The 20,014-nt window shown below is 65.1% G+C and carries 10 protein-coding genes and 1 pseudogene (1 of these 11 only partly in view); 6 read left to right on the top strand and 5 right to left on the bottom strand.

The window, feature by feature from the left end; all coding sequences use genetic code 11:
- Positions 1 to 285: 285 nt before the first annotated feature.
- A pseudogene (locus EV641_RS29935) lies at positions 286 to 480 on the top strand (hypothetical protein); the annotation flags it as partial.
- A gap of 59 nt (positions 481 to 539) precedes the next feature.
- Here the strand turns inward: EV641_RS29935 and EV641_RS22690 are convergent.
- Complete coding sequence (locus EV641_RS22690) at positions 540 to 1,298, bottom strand: MerR family transcriptional regulator (protein WP_132474767.1); 759 nt, start codon at positions 1,296 to 1,298, stop codon at positions 540 to 542.
- A 233-nt stretch (positions 1,299 to 1,531) separates the two neighbouring features.
- Here EV641_RS22690 and EV641_RS22685 point away from each other — a divergent pair, with 233 nt between their 5' ends.
- The 3 genes from EV641_RS22685 to EV641_RS22675 all read left to right on the top strand — a co-directional run bounded on the left by EV641_RS22685 (position 1,532) and on the right by EV641_RS22675 (position 6,029).
- Positions 1,532 to 3,139: a hypothetical protein gene (locus EV641_RS22685; protein WP_132474765.1), complete on the top strand. Its 1,608-nt coding sequence runs from the start codon at positions 1,532 to 1,534 to the stop codon at positions 3,137 to 3,139.
- A gap of 134 nt (positions 3,140 to 3,273) precedes the next feature.
- Positions 3,274 to 4,596 carry a S1 family peptidase gene (locus tag EV641_RS22680; RefSeq protein WP_132474763.1) on the top strand — a complete coding sequence of 441 codons (1,323 nt, stop codon included), beginning with the start codon at positions 3,274 to 3,276 and terminating at the stop codon, positions 4,594 to 4,596.
- Between the two features lie 137 nt (positions 4,597 to 4,733).
- Entirely contained in the window at positions 4,734 to 6,029 is a 1,296-nt protein-coding gene (locus EV641_RS22675) for a S1 family peptidase (RefSeq protein ID WP_132474761.1), read from the top strand.
- 418 nt (positions 6,030 to 6,447) lie between these two features.
- On the opposite strand, the gene EV641_RS22670 is transcribed toward EV641_RS22675, so the two are convergent.
- Complete coding sequence (locus EV641_RS22670) at positions 6,448 to 7,110, bottom strand: ammonium transporter (RefSeq protein WP_132474759.1); 663 nt, start codon at positions 7,108 to 7,110, stop codon at positions 6,448 to 6,450.
- A 410-nt stretch (positions 7,111 to 7,520) separates the two neighbouring features.
- Between EV641_RS22670 and EV641_RS22665 the strand changes: the two genes are divergently transcribed.
- A complete protein-coding gene (locus EV641_RS22665) occupies positions 7,521 to 10,646 on the top strand; it encodes a (Fe-S)-binding protein (RefSeq protein WP_132474757.1) in 3,126 nt (1,041 codons plus the stop codon).
- 55 nt (positions 10,647 to 10,701) lie between these two features.
- On the opposite strand, the gene EV641_RS22660 is transcribed toward EV641_RS22665, so the two are convergent.
- A complete protein-coding gene (locus EV641_RS22660; protein WP_132474755.1) occupies positions 10,702 to 11,673 on the bottom strand; it encodes a type IV toxin-antitoxin system AbiEi family antitoxin domain-containing protein in 972 nt (323 codons plus the stop codon).
- Between the two features lie 137 nt (positions 11,674 to 11,810).
- Here EV641_RS22660 and EV641_RS22655 point away from each other — a divergent pair, with 137 nt between their 5' ends.
- Positions 11,811 to 12,695 carry an alpha/beta fold hydrolase gene (locus EV641_RS22655; protein ID WP_199233358.1) on the top strand — a complete coding sequence of 295 codons (885 nt, stop codon included), beginning with the start codon at positions 11,811 to 11,813 and terminating at the stop codon, positions 12,693 to 12,695.
- On the opposite strand, the gene EV641_RS22650 is transcribed toward EV641_RS22655, so the two are convergent.
- Both EV641_RS22650 and EV641_RS22645 read right to left on the bottom strand, forming a co-directional pair.
- Entirely contained in the window at positions 12,653 to 13,645 is a 993-nt protein-coding gene (locus EV641_RS22650; RefSeq protein WP_054717158.1) for an alpha/beta hydrolase family protein, read from the bottom strand. The two genes, EV641_RS22655 and EV641_RS22650, sit on opposite strands and share 43 nt — an antisense overlap.
- A gap of 18 nt (positions 13,646 to 13,663) precedes the next feature.
- Positions 13,664 to 20,014 carry the final stretch of a non-ribosomal peptide synthetase gene (locus tag EV641_RS22645; protein WP_132474751.1) on the bottom strand. The gene runs 20,808 nt beyond the window's last position, so the window shows 6,351 of its 27,159 coding nt (coding positions 20,809–27,159); the start codon falls outside the window, past its right edge; it ends in the stop codon at positions 13,664 to 13,666.

The raw sequence follows: 20,014 nt of genomic DNA, 5'->3' as shown, positions 1-20,014 counted from the left end.
ATCTGTCCGGAGGCGCTGCAATCGTCGTTGTCCACAGGCGCCCCGGTTGTCCACAGATACAGTCCTGCGGCCACAGATCCGCCCGATGTCGTCGCAGCATGCCGCGACGCTGACGGGCATGACCGAACCGCAACTGAAGCTCCGATCCGACCTGCTCGCCTGTCGGCGCTCCGGGGCATTTTGTCCGACGACGAAGCCATCAGCCACGTCTCGGCTGCCGTCCTACACGGATTCGACCTGTGGGACATCGATCTGGACCCTCGTTGCCCGGAACAGTGACTGCGGGACGGGCGCGGCAAATACGGCTCCGACGAACCCGGCGCGACCGCTGAGGCGGTCCATCGCGAGAAGCTCCGGGAGGACGCGATCCGAACGCTCGGCTACGAGGTGGTGCGGTGGACGTGGCGGGAGTTGTTCGAGTTCGATGCGGTGCGCGCACGCCTCGTCGACGCAGCAAGCAGGGCACGCCGACGGTTGTGACAACAGCAACGGACAGACACAGACCGTTGCGAAGGTTGTATCTGTCCGTTGCTCCGCTTCTATGAGGACCGAGCCTCGTTCGCCTTCATGATGAACTCGATCTGCTCGGGACTCGGCCCGCAGAACTCCTGTTCGATCCGTTGCGCATTGTCGGTGTGCATGCGGTAGAGGCTGTCGCGCAGCCCGTCGTCACCACCGTGGAACTGTTCGAGCAGCCCCATCCACTGCGCCGCCATCTCCTGCGCTTCGGCGCACGTCGGGTCCATCCCCGCGTTCAATGCGGCATCCACGCGTGGGATGAGAACCTTCCACGACGTTTCCACCGCCGCGATCGTCTCCTCACCCAGCTCTGCGCGCCGCTCTGCAAGATCGGCGAGCTGGGATTCGTCGAAGTACTGTTTGATCGTGTCGTCCACGTCGATCACTCCTCTGATCACATCGAGGAAGTCGGCGACCGAGGTTTCGGGCGACGTGCGTACCTTCCGGCCGAGCATCTCGACGTGCGCGCGCAGCATCCGCGTCGCGGCGAGTTGCTCGTCCAGATAGGCGCGGTGCGCGTCGAGGATCTCCGACAGCGACACACCTCCGTCCGTGACCGCGGCGATGGCATCGAGCGACAAACCCAGCTGGCGCAGAGCAAGCACCTGATACAGCCGGTGCACGTCCCGGTCCTCGTACAACCGGTGCCCCGCCGAGGTACGTCCCGACGGACGCACCAGACCGATGTCGTCGTAGTGATGCAGCGTCCGTACCGTCAGACCGGTCTCGGCCGCCAGGCGACCGACCTTCCATTGCCGGCCGGAATGTGTCGTCGGCATCGTTCACCCACTTCCACCGGCGCTCTCTGCGCCGGCACGATCGACGCTAGGACCTCACGTCCCGTGAGGATCAAGCCCAGAATCGCCTGGATATCCCCGTCGGGCCTACCACAAAATGGGCAATCTTCTGTACATTTCTGCGAAAACCAGGAACGATCGTCTCGCTCGGTCTCCGGGTGCGATGCCGGAAATCGACATCGAGACACGTCCTGTACGAATGGGGGAAACTCGGCATGTCCGTAGGCGTAGGCCTGAGGGTCGGCACCACTGTGTCATCGGTTGCCGTGACGTCCCCCTCTCCCGGACGACCCGACCCGGAACCCATCGAGCGGCGCACCGCAGTGCACCTACACTCCGACGGCACTGCCACACTGGGCGAACACCACGTCGTCGACGGCAACACCAGTTCGTTCACCGACTTCGTCGACCGACTGGGACGATCCAACGGCGTCCGAGCCAACGACGGTGCCCTGTCCCGCGCGGAGGATCTCGTCGCAACCGCGATGGAATGCCTCATCGCCGACGCCGGGACCATGATCGGCGACGAGAATTACACCGTCGTCGCCTCCCACCCCACCGACTGGCCGCCGTCGACCGTCGCGCTGCTTCGCAACGCCCTCGACTACGTGGGCCTGCGACACGTGTCCCTCATTTCCGACGCCGAAGCCGCCGCCGCGTGGTTCGAGTCGCAGGTGGCACACCAGACCGGCAGGCTCGTCGCGGTGTACCACATCGACCCGCACGGATCGACCGTCACGCTCGTCCGCTCCGGGGTCGTCGCGGGGAAGGCCTTCCGCTTCGCCGAAGGTGATGCCCCGTCCGTGTCCGCGCAATTGTCGGCGGCGCTCGGAGCGTTCGGCTGGCTCGTGACCAATCTCGACGCGATCGTCGTGACCCTCGACGAAACCGTCGACACCAGCGCCGCGCAGATCGTCACCCAGTCCATCAAGGCCGGTCTCGGCGTGCGATGTGCACTTGCACCCGACCCCCACCAGACGATGGTTCGTGGAGCTGCGCTCGCTGCCGCCGCTGGGTCGGTGGATCTCCTCGGATCCACACAGGTGCTTCCCGCCACTCGTCCGACCGGCCCGAAGCGCGCCGGCCTGGATCCGGAGACCACCGCGGTAATCGCCAAGATCACGCCTACCACTGTCTCCGCAGCCACCCCGGCAGCTGCCGGCAGGGACACTGCCCCTGCGAACGCGACAACATCAGGCAAGGTGGGTCCGACCAAGCCGACAGATCCGGAATCCGACACGGATGATCCAGGTAAGAAGCCGAAGATCGGCGTCTGGGCCGCAGCCGCGGCAGTCGTGTTGATAGTCGGCGTCGGCGTCCTCGTCTTCACACTGCGCGACACCTCCACCGCGAGCGCGAACCCGCCTGCGACTACCGTGCCGAGCGCAATCATCCCGACCGCCACGCAGCCCCAGCCGCGATCGACGTCGGCGACACCCACGACCTCGGATACCGCCGAGACCTCGACGACCGCCGAAATCGAGGAGGCCGAGTACACGGCGCCCGGGTACGTGGCCACGGACGTCCCGCAGACGCAATACGAGACGGAGACCTCGAACAGAGAGTCTTCGACGACCCCGAAAGAGAACACGTCGACGACCACGGCGCCGACGAGCAGCAGCACCGGTTGGTCGCGCCGGAACCCGCCGAACGAGCCGAGCAGTGGTTCGGGTGGCGGCGGCTCCAGTTCGTCGTCACAGTCTTCACCGGCACCGACGACATCGCCCGAAGAACCGGAAGAGCCGGTGGAGCCCGAGGACCCGGAAACCACATCCGCAGCCCCCTCTTCGGAGACCACCACTACAACCTCCGGGGCGGTATAGCCGAATCGGTACTTCCGGCCTATTCAAGATCAACCGCCGGTGCCGTACGCTATCCCAGGACCACACGGACCTCACGGTCAGAATTAGCAAAACACCAGTTCAGACACAAGATCGACCAATTATGAAGGGCCTTCATGCGTCACTCGCCGGCGTCGCGCGCCGCAGTCCGTACCACCATCCGTCGTGCCGCCACAATTGTGGCTTCAGCGGTGCTGCTGGTCGGACCGCTGACCTCAACCGCGAACGCCGCTCCCGCGGAGACACCCGAGCTTCCGGCGGAACTCGTCGAGGCCGTGCAGCGAGATCTCGGACTCACCCCTGAGCAGTACCTCGAGCGCGCAGCCCGCGCCCAGGAGCTGAACACCTACGCGCGCGACTTCCGCGCCGAGCGCCCTTCCGACTTCGCCGGCGCATGGATGAGCGACGACGGGAAGCCGGTCGTCGCCGTCACCAACCGTGACGCAGCACGCCAGGCCGAGCAGGACGGCTACCAGGCCACGGTCGCACCCATCTCGGCCGACGGTCTCGAGCAGGCCCTCGCAGAACTCAACCGCTGGGTCGCTGCACTTCCGCGCGAAGTGTCGTCGCAGGTCAACAACACGTCGATCGATGTACTCAACAACCAGATCGTTGTCGACATCGTCAACTCGCCCCTCGGTCGCGCACTGAACCTGCCGTCGCTCATCGCGAACATCCAGGTGCAGCTGTCGCCCGGCATGCCGTCCAACGACCCGGCCCCGCTCGGCGGCGACACTTACATCACCGCCGATGGCGACGTGCGCGACACGCCGCTCGAGCGCATCGGCATCTGCTCGTTCGGGTTCAACGGCGTCGACGCGAACGGCGACCCCGTCAACATCACTGCCGGCCACTGCGACGCGGTGGCCCGCGAAGACGGCGGATCCACCGTGTACCTGCCCAACCGCGGGAACATCGACGAGAGCGTGCAGATCGGCTCGTTCACGAACTCGACGGCAGGCACCGACAGCAGCCTCGACTACGGCATCATCTCGCTCAACGATGCGGGCGTCGACGCAGGCCTCGACCGCCCGACGGTGCGTGGCGGAAACGGATCGACCCTGACGGTCACCGGTACCGCACGTCCCGTGGTGGGTGCTCCCGTGTGCAAGTCGGGACAGTCCTCGTCGTTCACGTGCGGTGTGGTTGCAGCCGACCACGTCGAGACCCAGCTCGTCTACGCCAACGGCAGCGCGAGCACCATTCGCGGATTCGCGACCACCGCATGCACCCTGTCGGGCGACAGTGGCGGCGCTATCGTCACGGGCACTCTCGCGCTCGGCGTGATCTCGGGTTCGAACAGTGCGGGCGCACCCGACTGCGTCGAGGCCAACCTCGTGCTCGCCACCACGGGCGGGACGTCGAGCCTCGGGATCTCGGTCGGCGACATCGCCGACGCCACCGGAACTCGTGTGCGCACGGAATCCGCGCCCGAGTAATCCCAGAAGTCACACGCGACACACTGGTAACCAGTAAGTCCGGCTCGGTTACCGGTTTCAACCCATATGATCGTGTCGCCGATCCGCTCCGATCGGCATCTCCACGTCACACGTGGAGGTCACTGAGAAAGGTATCCATGCGACGCTCCTTCGCACGTCGGGCAGCCGTCCTCGGCTCAGCCGCTGCGCTCCTCATCGGACCCGCAGCGCTGGTGGCCCAGGCCGACCCGGCTCCCGTCCAGACCACGGACCTGCCCGCCGAACTCGTCGAAGCGTTGGATCGAGACCTTCAGATCAGCCCTGAGAGGTTCCTTCAGGACGCCGCGCGCAGCCAGGATCTCGCACAGTTCGCAGAGACGGCACGCGAGCAGTTCGCGGCCGTGTTCGCCGGTGTGTGGCTCGACGACCACGGCACCCCCACCGTCGGACTCGCGGAAGGTGAGCAGTTCGACGAGGCCCGCACCTCCGCCGAGGACGCAGGCTTCGCGGTGCAGCGGACCGAGGACAGCGAGAACGCCCTCAACGACGAATTGAAGGCACTCAACGACTGGCTCGAGACGCAGCCGCCGGCCGTCGCCGATGTGGTTCGCGGTGTCGCCATCGACGTCATCAACAACGACGTCATCGTGCGCGCCGAGAATGTCGCCGGATTGGAACTGCCCGAGTTCCTCTCAGGTGTGCGAGTGCTGTTCGCTCCCACCGACCTCACTCCGCAGCCTGCCGCAGACCTGCATCCCGTCGCGGACACGGCCGCACCCGACGCCCTGCTCGGTGGCGACGCCTACGCATCGCTCGGACAAGGAACGGGTCTGCGCTGCTCGCTCGGTTTCAACGCCGAAGACCGCCGCGGGCCCGTCAATATCACCGCCGGACACTGCGACCCGAACCGCGCTCAGGCCGGCACCCAGTGGGCGTCAGATGTGTACCAGTTGAACGGTGAGGCCCTCGGTCAGCACCTCGGCAAGTTCGAGAAGACCAGCCTGGACGACAGCGACTACGCGATCATCCGCCCCACCGGTGAGGCCGAAGGCCGGTTCGAGAACAACGGTGTCCGCGTGCCGGGTGCCGCTCCCCTGCCGATCACCGGCACCGCCGATCCGATCGTCGGAACGCCCGTCTGCAAGTCCGGCCTGCGTACCGGCTACAGCTGCGGCCTCGTGACCGCGACGAGCCAGAACGTCGAGATCGGTCACCGCGTCCTGCAGAACGGCTTCTCGACCAACCTGTGCGCCCTCCAGGGCGACAGCGGCGGCACGCTCGTCACCGGCACACTCGCCATGGGCATCTCGAGCGCCTCGAACGTCGGCCAGTACGGCATGTGCGAGATCGCAACCCTCGTCAGCGGTCTGCTGGGCGAATCCCCCGAACTGTTCGCGACGCCGATCAACTCGATCCTCGCCGAGAACCCGGGCCTGACGATCCGCACCGGCTAATCCTCGGAAGCAACTGCGTGACCAACCAGTGCCCGCCTTCCACACGGAAGGCGGGCACTGTTGCATTCTGCCGCCACTTTTCCGCGCCTGCGTCCCGCTTCGCCTCTTCCGAGCCGTGGTGGGAACCGGGACGGGATGCGACGTCGAATGGGGTGCGGAGTGTCGACGCGGCATCAAGATCGAAGCGGGATACGCTCCTGAAATCTCGTTCGGCCGCGAAACGAACGATGACGGGAATGGTTCCGCTCATCGGCGGCGAATTACAGAGAGGACGTACAGATGTTCGGATCGGTTACGGGAAGCGCTGATGTATTGGCGAGCGCGATCAATCTCTTGATCCAACTGCTCTGGTGAGCTGACGTCGAACAGCGAGAGGCCCCGCCATCCAGTGGATGGCGGGGCCTCGACTACATGCGTATCAGTTTGCGAACTGCGTGGTTCCCGGAGGAGCCAGAAGTGTCTGGATCAGGCTGACGCCTGCGATGGCGAGGGTCGGACCACCAACGACAATGGTGCCGATGACCGTACCGATCGGGAAGCCGGCGATGCAGCCGACACCGGCCGCAGCCAGACCGATAACGCAACCGAGGATGCCGCCCACGAGACCACCGACGGCAGTCGCGATACCGAGCTGCGACGCGAAGTTCTGCTGGGCCTTGAGGTTCTCATCGGGCGACGCAACGTCGGTGACCTTGAGTGCAACCGGCGTGATCCCCTGGGCAACCTTGTCCTCGGGAGCAACCGGAGTTGCCTGCGAGAGGTCGGTGACCGGCGTCAGTGTCAGGGTCTTGCCGTCTTCGCTGATCTCACGCTCGAACGGCAGCTGGATATCGCCGAGCTGAACCGCGAGCGGCAGGCTGACGACGGTGTTGCCAGCGTTGTCCTGCAGTTCGACGCTCTGGCCGTCGCCCGAGACCTGGAATGCACCGGCGTCGATGACGGTGACGACGGAATCGCCGTCGACCTTCGACTCGTAGTTGATCTCGTCCGGGGCCGCCGGGGCCGCGTAGGAGGTTCCGGCCGCGATTCCCATAGCGGCGATGGTCATCGTCGCCACGGCGGCAAGCTTCCTGAGCTTCATGTGTTTCCGTTCTGTGACATGGCGCACGCCCCGAGGACGCCCCCAATTTTCCCTAGTACGCGTGCGACTTCCGAACCCCCGACGACATTCCATTTGTCCGAAAGTCACATCCGGATCAGAAGCATAACCGACCTCACAGCAATTTGTTATCCCGGTAAGGCCCGATAGATGCCGAATCGTGTCCTGAAGCGCCACCAAGTCACACATTCAACGAATTGCAGTTAGGGCATCCTGGCTCGAATTGGCGAATTGCCCGACTATACGGTGACTGCCGCACCAGCCCTCAGCACCGCAGCACCTAGTTACTCGCGAGTAATTTCCACCTAGTTACCAGCGGGTAACTTAGCGTGCGTTACGATGCGGAGGCTTATACCAGGCGGGCTGTCTGCCCCCGACACGAAAGGCCACGTATGAATGCCCTGACGATCACGTTGGGCACGATCGGCGTGCTGCTCAGCCTCGTGTGTTGGTACTCCTTCATCGGCGGCGCGTGGAAGATGGTCAGCGCGATCCGGATCGGCCAACCGGCCCCGGATCGCTGGCGTCCGTTCTTCCCGCGCTTCAAGCAGATGGTCGTCGAGTTCCTCGCCCACACGAGAATGAACAAGTTCCGGACCGTCGGCTGGGCTCACTGGCTCGTCATGGTCGGTTTCCTCCTCGGAGCCATCGTCTGGTTCGAGGCATACGGACAGACCTTCAACCCCGAGTTCCACTGGCCCCTCATCGGCGGCACCGGCGTCTACCACTTCATCGACGAGATCCTCGGCCTCGGCACGGTGATCGGCATCGTCGCGCTGATCATCATCCGCCAGCTGAACCACCCGCGTAAGCCCGCGGGGCTCTCGCGCTTCACCGGTTCCGATTTCAAGGCCGCGTACTTCGTCGAAGCCGTCGTCCTCATCGAGGGCCTGGGCATGATCTTCGTGAAGGCCGGCAAGATCGCCACCTACGGCGGCGGCCACATGTCGACCGATTTCTTCACGATGAACCTCGCCAAGCTGCTGCCCGCGAGCACCACGATGGTCGCCATCTTCGCGTTCGTGAAGCTGATGTCGGGCATGATCTGGCTCTACGTCGTCGGCCGCAACATCACGTGGGGCGTCGCATGGCACCGTTTCGCTGCGTTCTTCAACATCTACTTCAAGCGTGAGGACGACGGCGGCGTCGCTCTCGGTGCCGCGAAGCCCATGATGTCGAAGGGCAAGCCTGTCGACATGGAAGACGCCGATCCCGACACCGACACGTTCGGCGCCGGTCGCATCGAGGACTTCTCGTGGAAGGGCTGGCTGGACTTCAGCACCTGCACCGAGTGCGGCCGCTGCCAGTCGCAGTGCCCCGCCTGGAACACCGGTAAGCCGCTGTCGCCGAAGCTGCTCATCATGTCGCTGCGCGACCACGGCAACGCCAAGGCCCCGTACTTGCTGGCCGGTGGCCGCACGGACATGGGCGGCGACGAGGTCGGTCTCGTCGACGGCGAAGGCAACGTCAACGAAGCCGCACTCGCCAAGATCCCCGAAGCAGCACGTGCTGAAGCGGGACGCAAGCTCGTCGGCGAATCGGCCGAACTCGTCGAGGCCGGCGAGCTCACCCCCGTCATCGACGCCGAGACACTGTGGAGCTGCACCAACTGTGGCGCATGCGTCGAGCAGTGCCCGGTGGATATCGAGCACGTCGACCACATCATCGACATGCGTCGCTACCAGGTCCTCATCGAGTCGGACTTCCCGTCCGAGCTCGCTGGTCTGTTCAAGAATCTCGAGAACAAGGGCAACCCCTGGGGCCAGAACTCCAAGGACCGTCTCAACTGGATCAACGAGATGGACTTCGAGATCCCCGTGTTCGGTCAGGACGCCGACAGCTTCGACGGCTACGAGTACCTCTTCTGGGTCGGCTGCGCCGGAGCCTACGAGGACCGCGCCAAGAAGACGACGAAGGCCGTCGCCGAGTTGCTCGCCACCGCCGGGACCAAGTTCATGGTCCTCGGTGCCGACGAGACCTGCACCGGCGACTCGGCTCGCCGCGCGGGCAACGAGTTCCTGTTCCAACAGCTCGCGCAGCAGAACATCGAGGTCCTCGACGGCGTGTTCGAGGGTGTCGAGCAGAGCAAGCGCAAGATCGTCGTAACCTGCGCGCACTGCTTCAACGCGCTGAACAACGAGTACCCGGAGGTCGGCGGCAACTACGAAGTCGTCCACCACACCCAGCTGCTCAACCGCCTGGTGCGGGCGAAGAAGCTGATCCAGGTCACGTCGGTCGGTGAGGACGTCACCTACCACGACCCGTGCTTCCTCGGCCGCCACAACAAGGTGTACAACGCGCCGCGTGAGCTCATGGCTGCATCAGGCGCGAAGCTCGTCGAGATGCCTCGCCACGGCGAGCGGTCCATGTGTTGTGGTGCCGGTGGCGCCCGCATGTGGATGGAAGAGCGCATCGGTAAGCGCATCAACGTCGACCGCGTCGACGAGGCACTGAGCACCGATCCCAAGAAAATCGCGACCGGCTGCCCGTTCTGCCGCGTCATGCTCACAGACGGTGTCACCGCACGTCAGGAAGAGGGCAAGGGCGAAGGCGTCGAGGTCGTCGACGTCGCACAGCTGATGCTCGAATCCATCTCGCGGGTCGAGCCGGAGACGCTCACGGAGAACCTCAAGGTGATCCAGGAGCCGAAAACTCCGGTCGAGGTCGAGGCTGTTGCCGAGGCCGTCGAGGAAGAACGTGTCGAGGAGGTTGTGGAGGCCGCTGAAGCACCGGCAGCCCCCAAGACGACGGGTATTCCGAAGGCCGGTGGACTGCAGATGAAGGGCGGACTCAAGGGCCCCGGCGCCAAGAAGGCAGCCGCGCCCACTGCCGCAGCGACACCTGCGGCCGAGGCAGCGGAAGCTCCGAAGGCGAAGCCCGGCGGCCTGCAGATGAAGGGCGGGCTCAAGGGCCCCGGCGCCAAGAAGGCGGCGGCACCGGCCGCAGCGGCTCCCGCAGCCGAGGCCGCTCCGACCGAAGCACCGGCCGTCCCGAAGGCCAAGCCCGGCGGCCTGCAGATGAAGGGCGGACTCAAGGGCCCCGGCGCCAAGAAGGCAGCGGCACCGGCAGCTTCGGAAGCTGCAGCTCCCGAAGCTGCTGCACCCGCAGCCGAGTCGGCACCTCCGACCGCCAAGCCCGGTGGTCTGCAGCTCAAGAGCGGGCTCAAGGGCCCCGGCGCGAAGAAGGCAGCTCCGAAGGCTGCAGCGCCTGCACCCGAGGACGCTCCTGAGGCCGAGGCTCCCACCGAGGCCGCACCCGCTGCAGAGACCCCGAAGGAGACTGCGATCCCGAAGGCGAAGCCGGGCGGACTGCAGCTCAAGAGCGGACTGAAGGGGGCTGGCCCGAAGAAGGCAGCACCGGCCGCAGCGCCGACGCCTGCAGCGGAGCCGACTTCCGAGCCGGAAGGTGCACCTGAGCCCGTCGCCGCCGAGCCCGCGTCGGAAGCGCCGGCTCCGCCTCAGGCGAAGCCCGGCGGACTGCAGATCAAGGGTGGCCCCAAGCCTCCCGGCCGCAAGTAAGCAGGCCTAGTACAAAGCAAGCAGCCCTGGTGGTCATCCACCAGGGCTGCTTGCTTTACATTTGCCCTGCTAGCTTCCGGGTTTCGAAGGTCCCCATCGGACCGTTCCCCCTCGCAGCCAGGGCGATCCCCTCGTGAATTCGAGCGACGAGTGTGTCCGGCGTCTGCAAATCTGCCCACGTCCACCGCACGACGACCCATCCCGCATGCCGCAGCCGATCCTCGCGCAGCTTCTCCTGGAAGACGACGTCCTCTGCATCCCTGGTAGCGACACCGTCACGCCGGTACTTGATCCGCCCGTCGAACTCGCCGATCACTCCGTGCTCAGGAAGTAGAAAGTCGACGCGAGCCAACCAGCGACCATTCGCATCGAACACATCAGGCTGTTCTTCGGGGATGGGCAACTGCGCACCGATCATCAGGATTCGACTGCGAGATTCGCCGACGCTGTCGCTGCGGTCGCTCATGAAACGGACAGCTCGCGCCGCCTTCGCATGGCCCGGATGCCGGCCCATGCGCTCGATAGCTCGATTCAGTTCGTCGAGCGTGGTGACGCCGATCCTCAGGGCCCGGTCCCCCACCACAACAGCCTGCTCGAACGACAGCGTCGACGAGAGATCGGCGATCGTCCGTTCGACGGAAAGCACACGCACGCCGTCCCTGGACATCACCTCGTCCTCGGTGAACTTCGACGAGTGCAGCACGCAACCGGACCCCTGTCGACTTCCACCGGAGCGATTGCGAGTCGCGTGGACGGCATCGAGCGGAATCTGCCACGTCTCCAGTCCGTGCAGTACCGCCGCCGACACGTGACTCAGAGCGGTGCCGTCTCGGAAGTTCTCCATCGCCGCCCTCGCGCGGTAGACATGCCGATCTCGCTCATCTGCGGCTGCGTAGATGCCGGACGGGATATACACACCCGAGCCCAATCGAGTCCATACTCCTGTTCGTACCAGTCGCCGGACTTCGGAGTCGGTGACACCACGTGCACGCGCCTCGCATCGTCGAATGATCTTGTCGTCCCCCACACGATGCAGCGTCGTCTACCAGTTCGCCCGGCACCAGCCCCGTTCCAGGAAATCGCAGATTCTGTGTACGAATGCCGTCCCTGTGGACAACTTCCGTACAGCCCCCATGCGGAGGAACGGAATTAGGATGGTCGTCTGTGTTGTCTCGTGCCCTACCTATTCTCGGAGCGACGGCGATCGCCCTCGTGATCACGCCTACCGCACTCGCTCAGGATTCGCGTCCCGTGCCGTACGACTACCACAACGGGGTCGTTGTCGAACTGACGAACCCAGGTGGCTCACCCGCGGGAGCGAACGTACCGTGCACGTCCGCGCAGGAACCCGTCGTTCTCGTGCACAACACGAGTGGAAACAAACAGATCGGCTGGCAGACCCTTGCACCGCTCCTTGCGAACGAGGGCCGCTGCGTCGTCAGCTTCACGTACGGCGATGTCGGTGGTCCGTGGCCGATCGATGCCGTCGGCGGGCTCGGCCCCATCGACGCGGCTGCGCACGAGATGGCAGCATTCGTCGACGAAGTGCTCGCCCGGACGGGCGCCGCAAAGGTGGATGTCGTCGGCCACTCGCAAGGCACACTCGTCCCGTCGCAGTGGGTGCAGTTCCAGGGCGGCGCCGACAAGGTCGACGACTACGTGTCGTTGGCACCCCTGTGGCACGGCACCGACGCATTCGGGTCGCAGACACCGGACGCGGTCCGCCCCGCGTTGGAAGCAGTGTGCGCGGCGTGCGTCGACATGTTGCCGGGTTCGCCGTTCCTGGAACGACTCCGGAACACGGGGATCTTCGAGCCGTCCATCGACTACACCAATATCCTCACCAGCCACGACCAGACCGTCGTGCCCTACACCAGCGGGTACGCGGAGGCACCGAACGTCACGAACATCGTGCTGCAGGACGTATGTCCGTCGAGCACCGCAGGGCACCTCGGTCTATTGGCCGACCCGGCCGCCGCCGAGCTCGTGCTGGGCGCGCTGGACGATCACAGCCCCATCGACTCAGCGAGCTGCGGCCAGGAACGCTGAAGCTCGTCCTCCCAATAGCCCCACGAGTGGGTGCCCTCGGCCCGGAAGTGGAACGTCGCGGGTATGTCGAGTTCCCCCAACCGCTCCTGGAGTCGGTGGGTGCAGATGTTGGTAGCGGCTTCGATGACGCCGCCCACGACAACCTGGTCGAGCAGCGGCGGTGCCTGCGGCGTCCGCGGAAGTGCCGGATCCTCGTACGGCCCGGGCAGACCTGTTCCGTTCGAGATGTACAGCGAGAGACCGCGCAGGCCTTCGGCGTTGACCGTAGGGTCGTTCTCCACCCAGCCGTCACCGTCGTACGGGCCCCACATGTTGGTCGCGTCGGTCTCCCCCATGCCCTCGATCACCGACCGCAGGTAGGCCTGGCCGAGCGGATCGCTGGTCTGCGCGCACCCGCTGTACGACGCGACGCCGCGGTAGAGATCCGGAGCATGGATCGCCAGAGAGAGCACCGACGTCGCCGCCATCGACAGGCCCGCGATCGCATTGACACCCGTGGCGCCCAGAGCGTCGTCGATCACCGGGGGCAACTCCTCCGTCAGGAACGTCTGCCACTTGGCCACTCCGACGACCGGATCTTCTTCGATCCAGTCGGTGTAGTAGGTGAACATTCCCTCGGCCGGGATCACGACGTTGACGTTCTTGTCTGCGAGGAAGTCGAGGATCTTGGTCTGGTTGAGCCAGTTCGCGCCGTCCTCGCCGCCGCCGGCCCCGTTGAGCAGGTACAGCGTCGGGCGCGGAACAGAAGTATCTGCAGGCTCGATGACCTGCAGGGGTATGTTCCTGCCCATCGACGGCGAGTACACATACATGTCCGAGTTACGGTCGTCGACCTGCTCGATGCGATCCACGTGAGGCGCGGGGGCCGCGACAGCGGGCACGGCAGGCACCGCGAAGGTGAACACGACCGCGGCGCACAACGCGGCTCCACGCAGGACGTACTTGGTCATTTGGCGGTTCCGGCCCTGTCAGTTGTCGGTGGTCGGTGATGACGGTTCGATGACTCTACGCACCGTCGGTCCGACGACAGCAAGAGCCTCGGGTGAAGTCATGTGCCAATGTGTCACGGGCACTGGATGATCATGGATTTCGCCCGTGACGGCGTCGGTCCAGCCTGCGACTCCGCTTCGACCGTCGGCAGAGGCCGTGAAGTACACGACGTCGCCGTCGAACACTCCCGGACGGTGCCTGCTGAGCAGCGTCGAGTTGTGCTCTGCGGTGGCGATCAGTCGCTGCACCATCGCTTCGGTGTCGTCGACCGAATTGCCGGTCAGCTCTGCGACGGCCGAGATGAGCCCGGCTACATCCTGCGGCTCGTCCCCGTCGAAGCCGAACCCCGCGAGCAGATCGGCAATGGACACTGCTGTCCGCTCGTCGGTCGAAGGCTCGGACGACCCGTTCACGAAGCAGTCGAGCATCACGAGATGGTCCACCGATTCACCCGCGGCCTGCAGCTGCACCGCCATCGCATGGGCTATCACACCGCCCAGCGACCAGCCGAGCAAGCGGTACGGTCCGTGCGGCTGAACGCGGCGAAGCTCCTCGACGTACCGCTTGGCGAGATCGTCGAGGGTGGCAGGCGCGAAGTCGGCTTCGGTCCCGGCCGGCGTCTGCAGGCCGTAGACATCGGTGTCGAGCTGCTGCGACAAGCCGGTGTAGCACCACGACAACCCGACGATCGGATGCACGCAGAACAGCGGTGTGCCGGAGCCCTGCGCGCGCAGCTGCAGCACCGGGCGGAGCGCGTCCGACATACTCACATCGGAGCCCTCGGAGACCAATCGAGCGAGGCCTTCGACGGTCGACTCCCGGAACAGCCACTGCAAGGGCACCTGGGTGTCCAACTCTGTACGCAGACGCGAGACGAGTTTCGTCGCGACGAGGGAGGTGCCGCCGAGCGCGAAGAAGTCGTCGTCCAGGCCGACCTGTTCGATGCCCAGCACCTCTGCAAGCACCGACGCCACAGCCTGCTCGGCCGTCGTCACCGGCGCCCGGAACTCACGGACCTCGAACACCGGCTCCGGCAACGCCTTCCGATCCAACTTACCGTTCACATTCAACGGCAACGCCTCGAGCACCACAAACGCCGACGGCACCATGTACGACGGCAGCACCTCCCCCATCGCGGCACGCACATCCGACGTTGAAATATCGTCGACAAGCACCACATAGCCGACCAGCTGATCCGCCCACACCGCAACCGCACCCGCGACGACGCCCTCAACGCCGCGCAACACGGACTCGATCTCACCGAGCTCGATCCGCTGCCCACGCAACTTCACCTGCTGATCATTACGACCCACATACTCGAGCTCACCCGCACGATTCCACCGCACGAGATCCCCCGTGCGATACATCCGCTCACCAACACCACCGAACGGATTCGCCACGAACCGATCCGCCGTCAACTGCGCACGACCCGCATATCCCCGCGCCAACTGATCACCCGACAGATACAACTCACCGACCACCCCGATCGGGACCGGCTGCATCCGAACGTCGAGCACCCACGCATCGGTGTTCCACACGGTCGTACCGATCGGCACCTGAGTACCGGCTACTTCGTCGGCCACACGATGCGTCGCCTGCATCGTCACTTCGGTCGGGCCGTACAGGTTGTGGACATCCGCCCCGCACAAGCTCCGAACCCGCCGCGCAGTCGCACCCGACAACGCCTCACCACCGGAGAACACCAACCGCAACGCACCCGCAGGTCCATCGAGCTCATCGAGCACCGCATCGAGCACCGACGGCACGAACTGCGCGACACTCACCTCACCCGAGACCAACACACCCGCCAGATACACCGGATCACGATGACCATCCGGGCCAGCAACCACCATCCTCGCACCGGACACGAACGGCAACAACAACTCCCACGCCGACGCATCGAACGTCGCCGGCGTCTTCAAGAACACCGAATCCGACGCATCCACACCGAATTTCGACTGCATCCACGACAGCTGGTTCACCACAGCGCGGTGGGACACCGTCACGCCCTTCGGTCGGCCCGTCGAACCCGATGTGAACAACACATACGCAGCATTCTCTGGACGCAGCGGCGCAAGACGATCGGCGTCGGTCACCACTGCGGTCGGCTGGTCCGACACGTCCAGAGTGTCGGTGAACACCACAGTGCGATCGGTATCGATGACCTCACCCGACGCACTCAACACGAGTAGTGGGTCTGCGATGTCGAGTACGTACGCGATACGTTCGTCCGGCTGCTCCGGATCGATCGGTACATACGCACCACCCGCAGCGAGCACCGCATGGATCGCGACAACCATCTCGACGGAACGGCTCATCGCCACCGCCACACGAGTATCGGGCCCGACACCACACGAAATCAGATGACGCGCAAGAACCGCTACCCGGTCTCCGAATTCCCCGTACGTCAGCATCGAGTCGGCGCCGACAATCGCCACCGCATCGCGTGAACGCTCACCGCCTTGCCTGAGGAGATCCGGAACAGTGAACCCGGACGCAGGGACAAGCTGTCCCCTACCAGATTTCAGCGATCGAGCACGTTCGTCCGTGGTCAGGAAATCGACATCACCGACAATCACCTGCGGCTCTTCGACCACAGTCGTCAACACTCGAACGAAGCGTTCGGCGGCAGACACAATCGTCGACTCATCGAACAGATCCGTCGCGTACGTGAACGAGACAGCATATCCGCCGTCGTTGGGCAGCTCCGACATCGTCACCTGAAGATCGAACTTCGCGAGCTGCAGATCAGCCTCGACCGCCGACAACGTCAACCCCGGCAACTCGAACTCCGACGGCGCAAAGTTCTGCAACGTCAACATCACCTGGAACAACGGATTCCACGCAGTCGACCGAACCGGATCGAGCACCTCCACCAAACGCTCGAACGGCACATCCGCATGCCCGAACGCACCGAGATCCACATCCCTGACCCGCGACAACAGACCCTCGAACGACTCACCCGCATCGATCCGAGTGCGCAACACCAATGTATTGACGAACATCCCGATCAGATCATCGAGTGCCCGCTCACCACGACCCGCCACCGGAGTACCGATCGCGATGTCATCGGTCCCCGACAACCGCGCGAGAACCACCGCAAGAACACCGTGGATCACCATGAACGGCGTGACGCCGTGTTCTCGCGCGAGCGACTCGGTACCCGACTTCAGCTGCGCATCGAGTCTGAACTCATGCGACGCACCACCATACGACGCAACCGCCGGGCGTGGGCGGTCCGCAGGAAGACCCAGCACATCGGGTATGCCGGTCAACGCCTCGGACCAGTAGGCCAGCTGACGCGACAGCACCGACGCCGGATCCGATTCAGAGCCGAGGACCTGACGCTGCCACAACGCGTAATCTGCGTATTGCACCTCGAGCGGCTCCCACGAGGGCGCCTCACCCTGGGCTCGCGCTGCATACGCCAGCATCACATCACGCGACAACGGACCCATCGAGAAACCGTCGGCAGCGATGTGGTGCACAACCACAACCAAGACATGCTCGGTATCGGACACCTGCAGCAACCGCACCCGCACCGGCGGCTCCGCCGTCACGTCGAAACCGACACCCACCGACACTGCTGCAGCGTCGAACACCTTATCTTCAGAGACCGTTTCGACCGACAGCAGAGCCGAAGCCTCAGAGGCCGACAACACAACCTGGTAGCCGACACCGCCGACCTCCGGATACACCGTCCGCAACACCTCGTGGCGCGACACCAGGTCCGCGACCGCAGACCGCAGCGCCTCGACATCGAGATGTCCCGACAACCGTATCGCAGCCGGGATGTTGTTCACCGCGGACTCCGGATCGAAACGGTTGAGGAACCACATCCGGGTCTGCGCCAGCGACAACGGAATCTGCCCCACCCGCGGCTGCGGCTCGAGTGGACTCACGCCACCGGAGCCGGCAAGCTCGTCGACGGCGGCAGCGAGCGCGGCCACGGTCGGCGACTCGAACAGCATTCGCACCGGAACCCGCGCATCCACTGCCGCACCGACTCGCGACGCAACTCGGGTCGCGTTGAGGGAGTTGCCACCGAGTTCGAAGAACCCATCGTCGAGACCGACACGCTCGACGCCCAACACGGCACCGAACACCCCCGCCACGATCTCTTCGGTCGTCGTCGTCGGCGCCCGGAACTCCCGTGCCTCGAACACCGGTTCCGGAAGTGCCCTGCGGTCGAGCTTGCCGGAGGTGTTGAGCGGCATCGCATCGAGCACGATGATGGCATCGGGAATCATGTACGACGGCAACTGCTCTGCCGCGGCGTGACGAACGGACTCGAGGTCCACGTGCGCACCGGCAGCGGGAACCACGTAGCCGACGAGCCGATCCGACACCACTGCGACCGCCGCCGCGACGACGGTGTCCATCGATTGGAGCACCGACTCGATCTCGCCGATCTCGATGCGCAGGCCCCGCAGTTTGATCTGATGGTCGCTGCGGCCCAGGTACTCGAGTTCGCCCACGGACGTCCAGCGCACGACGTCGCCGGTGCGGTACATCCGTGCACCGCTCGCCGAATACGGGTCGGCGACGAAGCGCGACCCCGTCTGGCCGGGGGCGTTCTCGTATCCGCGAGCAACCTGGGCTCCCGCGACGTAGAGTTCGCCGCGCACACCCACCGGAACCGGCTGCAGTCGCGTGTCGAGCACCAGCAAAGTCGTACTCGCTACCGGCCTGCCGATCGGAATACTCGGGCCCGAAGCGGATGCGCCGGTACGGTGAGCGACCTGCATCGTGGTTTCCGTCGGCCCGTACAGGTTGTGGATCTGTGCGCCGAGCACATCGCACACGCGTTCGGCGGTAGCGGACCGAAGCGCTTCGCCGCCCGAGAACACATGTTGCAGCGACGATCCGGGATCCTCGTCGAGCACGAGATCGAGCACCGACGGCACGAACTGGGCAACCGTGGCCTTCTCCGAGGCGATCACCGACGCGAGGTAAGCCGGATCGGTGTGGCCATCGGGGGCGGCGACGACGAGGCGCGCGCCGAGACGCATGGGCAGCAGTAACTCCCACACCGACGCGTCGAATGTCACGGGTGTCTTCCACAGAATCACGTCGTCGCAGGTCAGCTCGAGCGTGTGCTGCATCCAGTCGAGCTGAGTGCCCAGCGCGCGATGTGTGACGGCGACGCCCTTCGGCCGGCCCGTCGATCCCGAGGTGAACAGCACATACGCGGTGTGGCCGGCGCGTAGCGGTGCGAGCCGCTCGTCGTCTGAGATCGGTGACGTGCCGTTCGATGCACCCACCGAATTGACATCGAGCGTCGAGACGGGAAGGACAACGCCAGAGGAACTGACCAGCGCGAGAACAGGCTTCGCAGTCTCGATGATGTGAGAGACACGCTCGGCCGGGTGATCGGGGTCGAGCGGGACGTACGCGCCACCGGCCTGAAGAATGGCGTGGATGGCGACGAGCAGGTCGATGCTGCGCTCCATGTACACCGCGACACGTGTCTCCGGCCCGACGCCACGTGCGATCAGTTCACGAGCCAGCCCCGCGACACGTTCGTCGAATTCACGACGGGTCAATGATATGTCGGCCGAAGTGACTGCGGTCGGCTCGGAATTCGGATCGGTGATCCCCCTGTGTACAACGAGTTCCGGCCCAACACCGAGCGCCAGGACCCGGGTCCGCTCGACGTCGTCGAGCAACGGCAGCGCAGCGACGCGCAGGTCCGGATCTGCGACGGTCGCGCCCAGCAACCGCGTGAAGCGCGCTGCGAACGAAACGACGGTCGCGTCGTCGAACAGGTCGGTCGCATACGTCCACGCCGCGTCGATGCCGGCGGGTGCGCCGTCGTCGTCGAACTGTTCGAACACGGTGACCTGCAGGTCGACCTTGGCTTCGCCGAGATCGGCCTCGATCACCTCGATCCGGACGTCGCCGAGTTCGAAGTGGCTGCGCTCCATGTTCTGGAGGGTGAGCATCACCTGGAACAGCGGGTTCCGTGCCTGTGACCGCGGCGGGTCGAGGACCTCGACGAGTCGCTCGAACGGCACGTCCGCGTGCGCGAAGGCGCCGAGGGCGATGTCTCGGGAACGCGACAGCAACGCCGAGAACGGCTCCTCGGGATCGACCCGGGTGCGGAGCACGAGGGTGTTGACGAACATGCCGATCAGGTCGTCGAGCGCTTGGTCGCCGCGCCCGGCTACGGGGGTTCCTATCGCGATGTCGTCGGTGGCACCCAGCCACGCGAGTTCTGCGCTCAGGGCGCTGTGCAGCACCATGAACAGCGTCGCGTTCCGGCTACGGGCCAGATCGAGCAGGCTCCGGTGCGTCGAGGCGTCGAGTTGCATGCGGTGGGTGGCGCC

This window comes from Rhodococcus sp. SMB37, assembly GCF_004345605.1.
In the GTDB taxonomy this organism is placed as follows: domain Bacteria; phylum Actinomycetota; class Actinomycetes; order Mycobacteriales; family Mycobacteriaceae; genus Rhodococcus.
Note: the sequence above shows the minus strand (reverse complement) of the source record. Positions and strands in the feature narration are given on the sequence as shown.

Bases quoted from the DNA above. Each gene is read 5' to 3' on its own strand.
- EV641_RS22670 (WP_132474759.1), bottom strand. From the start codon at position 7,110: ATGAAGCTCAGGAAGCTTGCCGCCGTGGCGACGATGACCATCGCCGCT.
- EV641_RS22680 (WP_132474763.1), top strand. From the start codon at position 3,274: ATGCGTCACTCGCCGGCGTCGCGCGCCGCAGTCCGTACCACCATCCGT.
- EV641_RS22650 (WP_054717158.1), bottom strand. From the start codon at position 13,645: ATGACCAAGTACGTCCTGCGTGGAGCCGCGTTGTGCGCCGCGGTCGTG.
- EV641_RS22675 (WP_132474761.1), top strand. From the start codon at position 4,734: ATGCGACGCTCCTTCGCACGTCGGGCAGCCGTCCTCGGCTCAGCCGCT.
- EV641_RS22685 (WP_132474765.1), top strand. From the start codon at position 1,532: ATGTCCGTAGGCGTAGGCCTGAGGGTCGGCACCACTGTGTCATCGGTT.
- EV641_RS22690 (WP_132474767.1), bottom strand. From the start codon at position 1,298: ATGCCGACGACACATTCCGGCCGGCAATGGAAGGTCGGTCGCCTGGCG.
- EV641_RS22665 (WP_132474757.1), top strand. From the start codon at position 7,521: ATGAATGCCCTGACGATCACGTTGGGCACGATCGGCGTGCTGCTCAGC.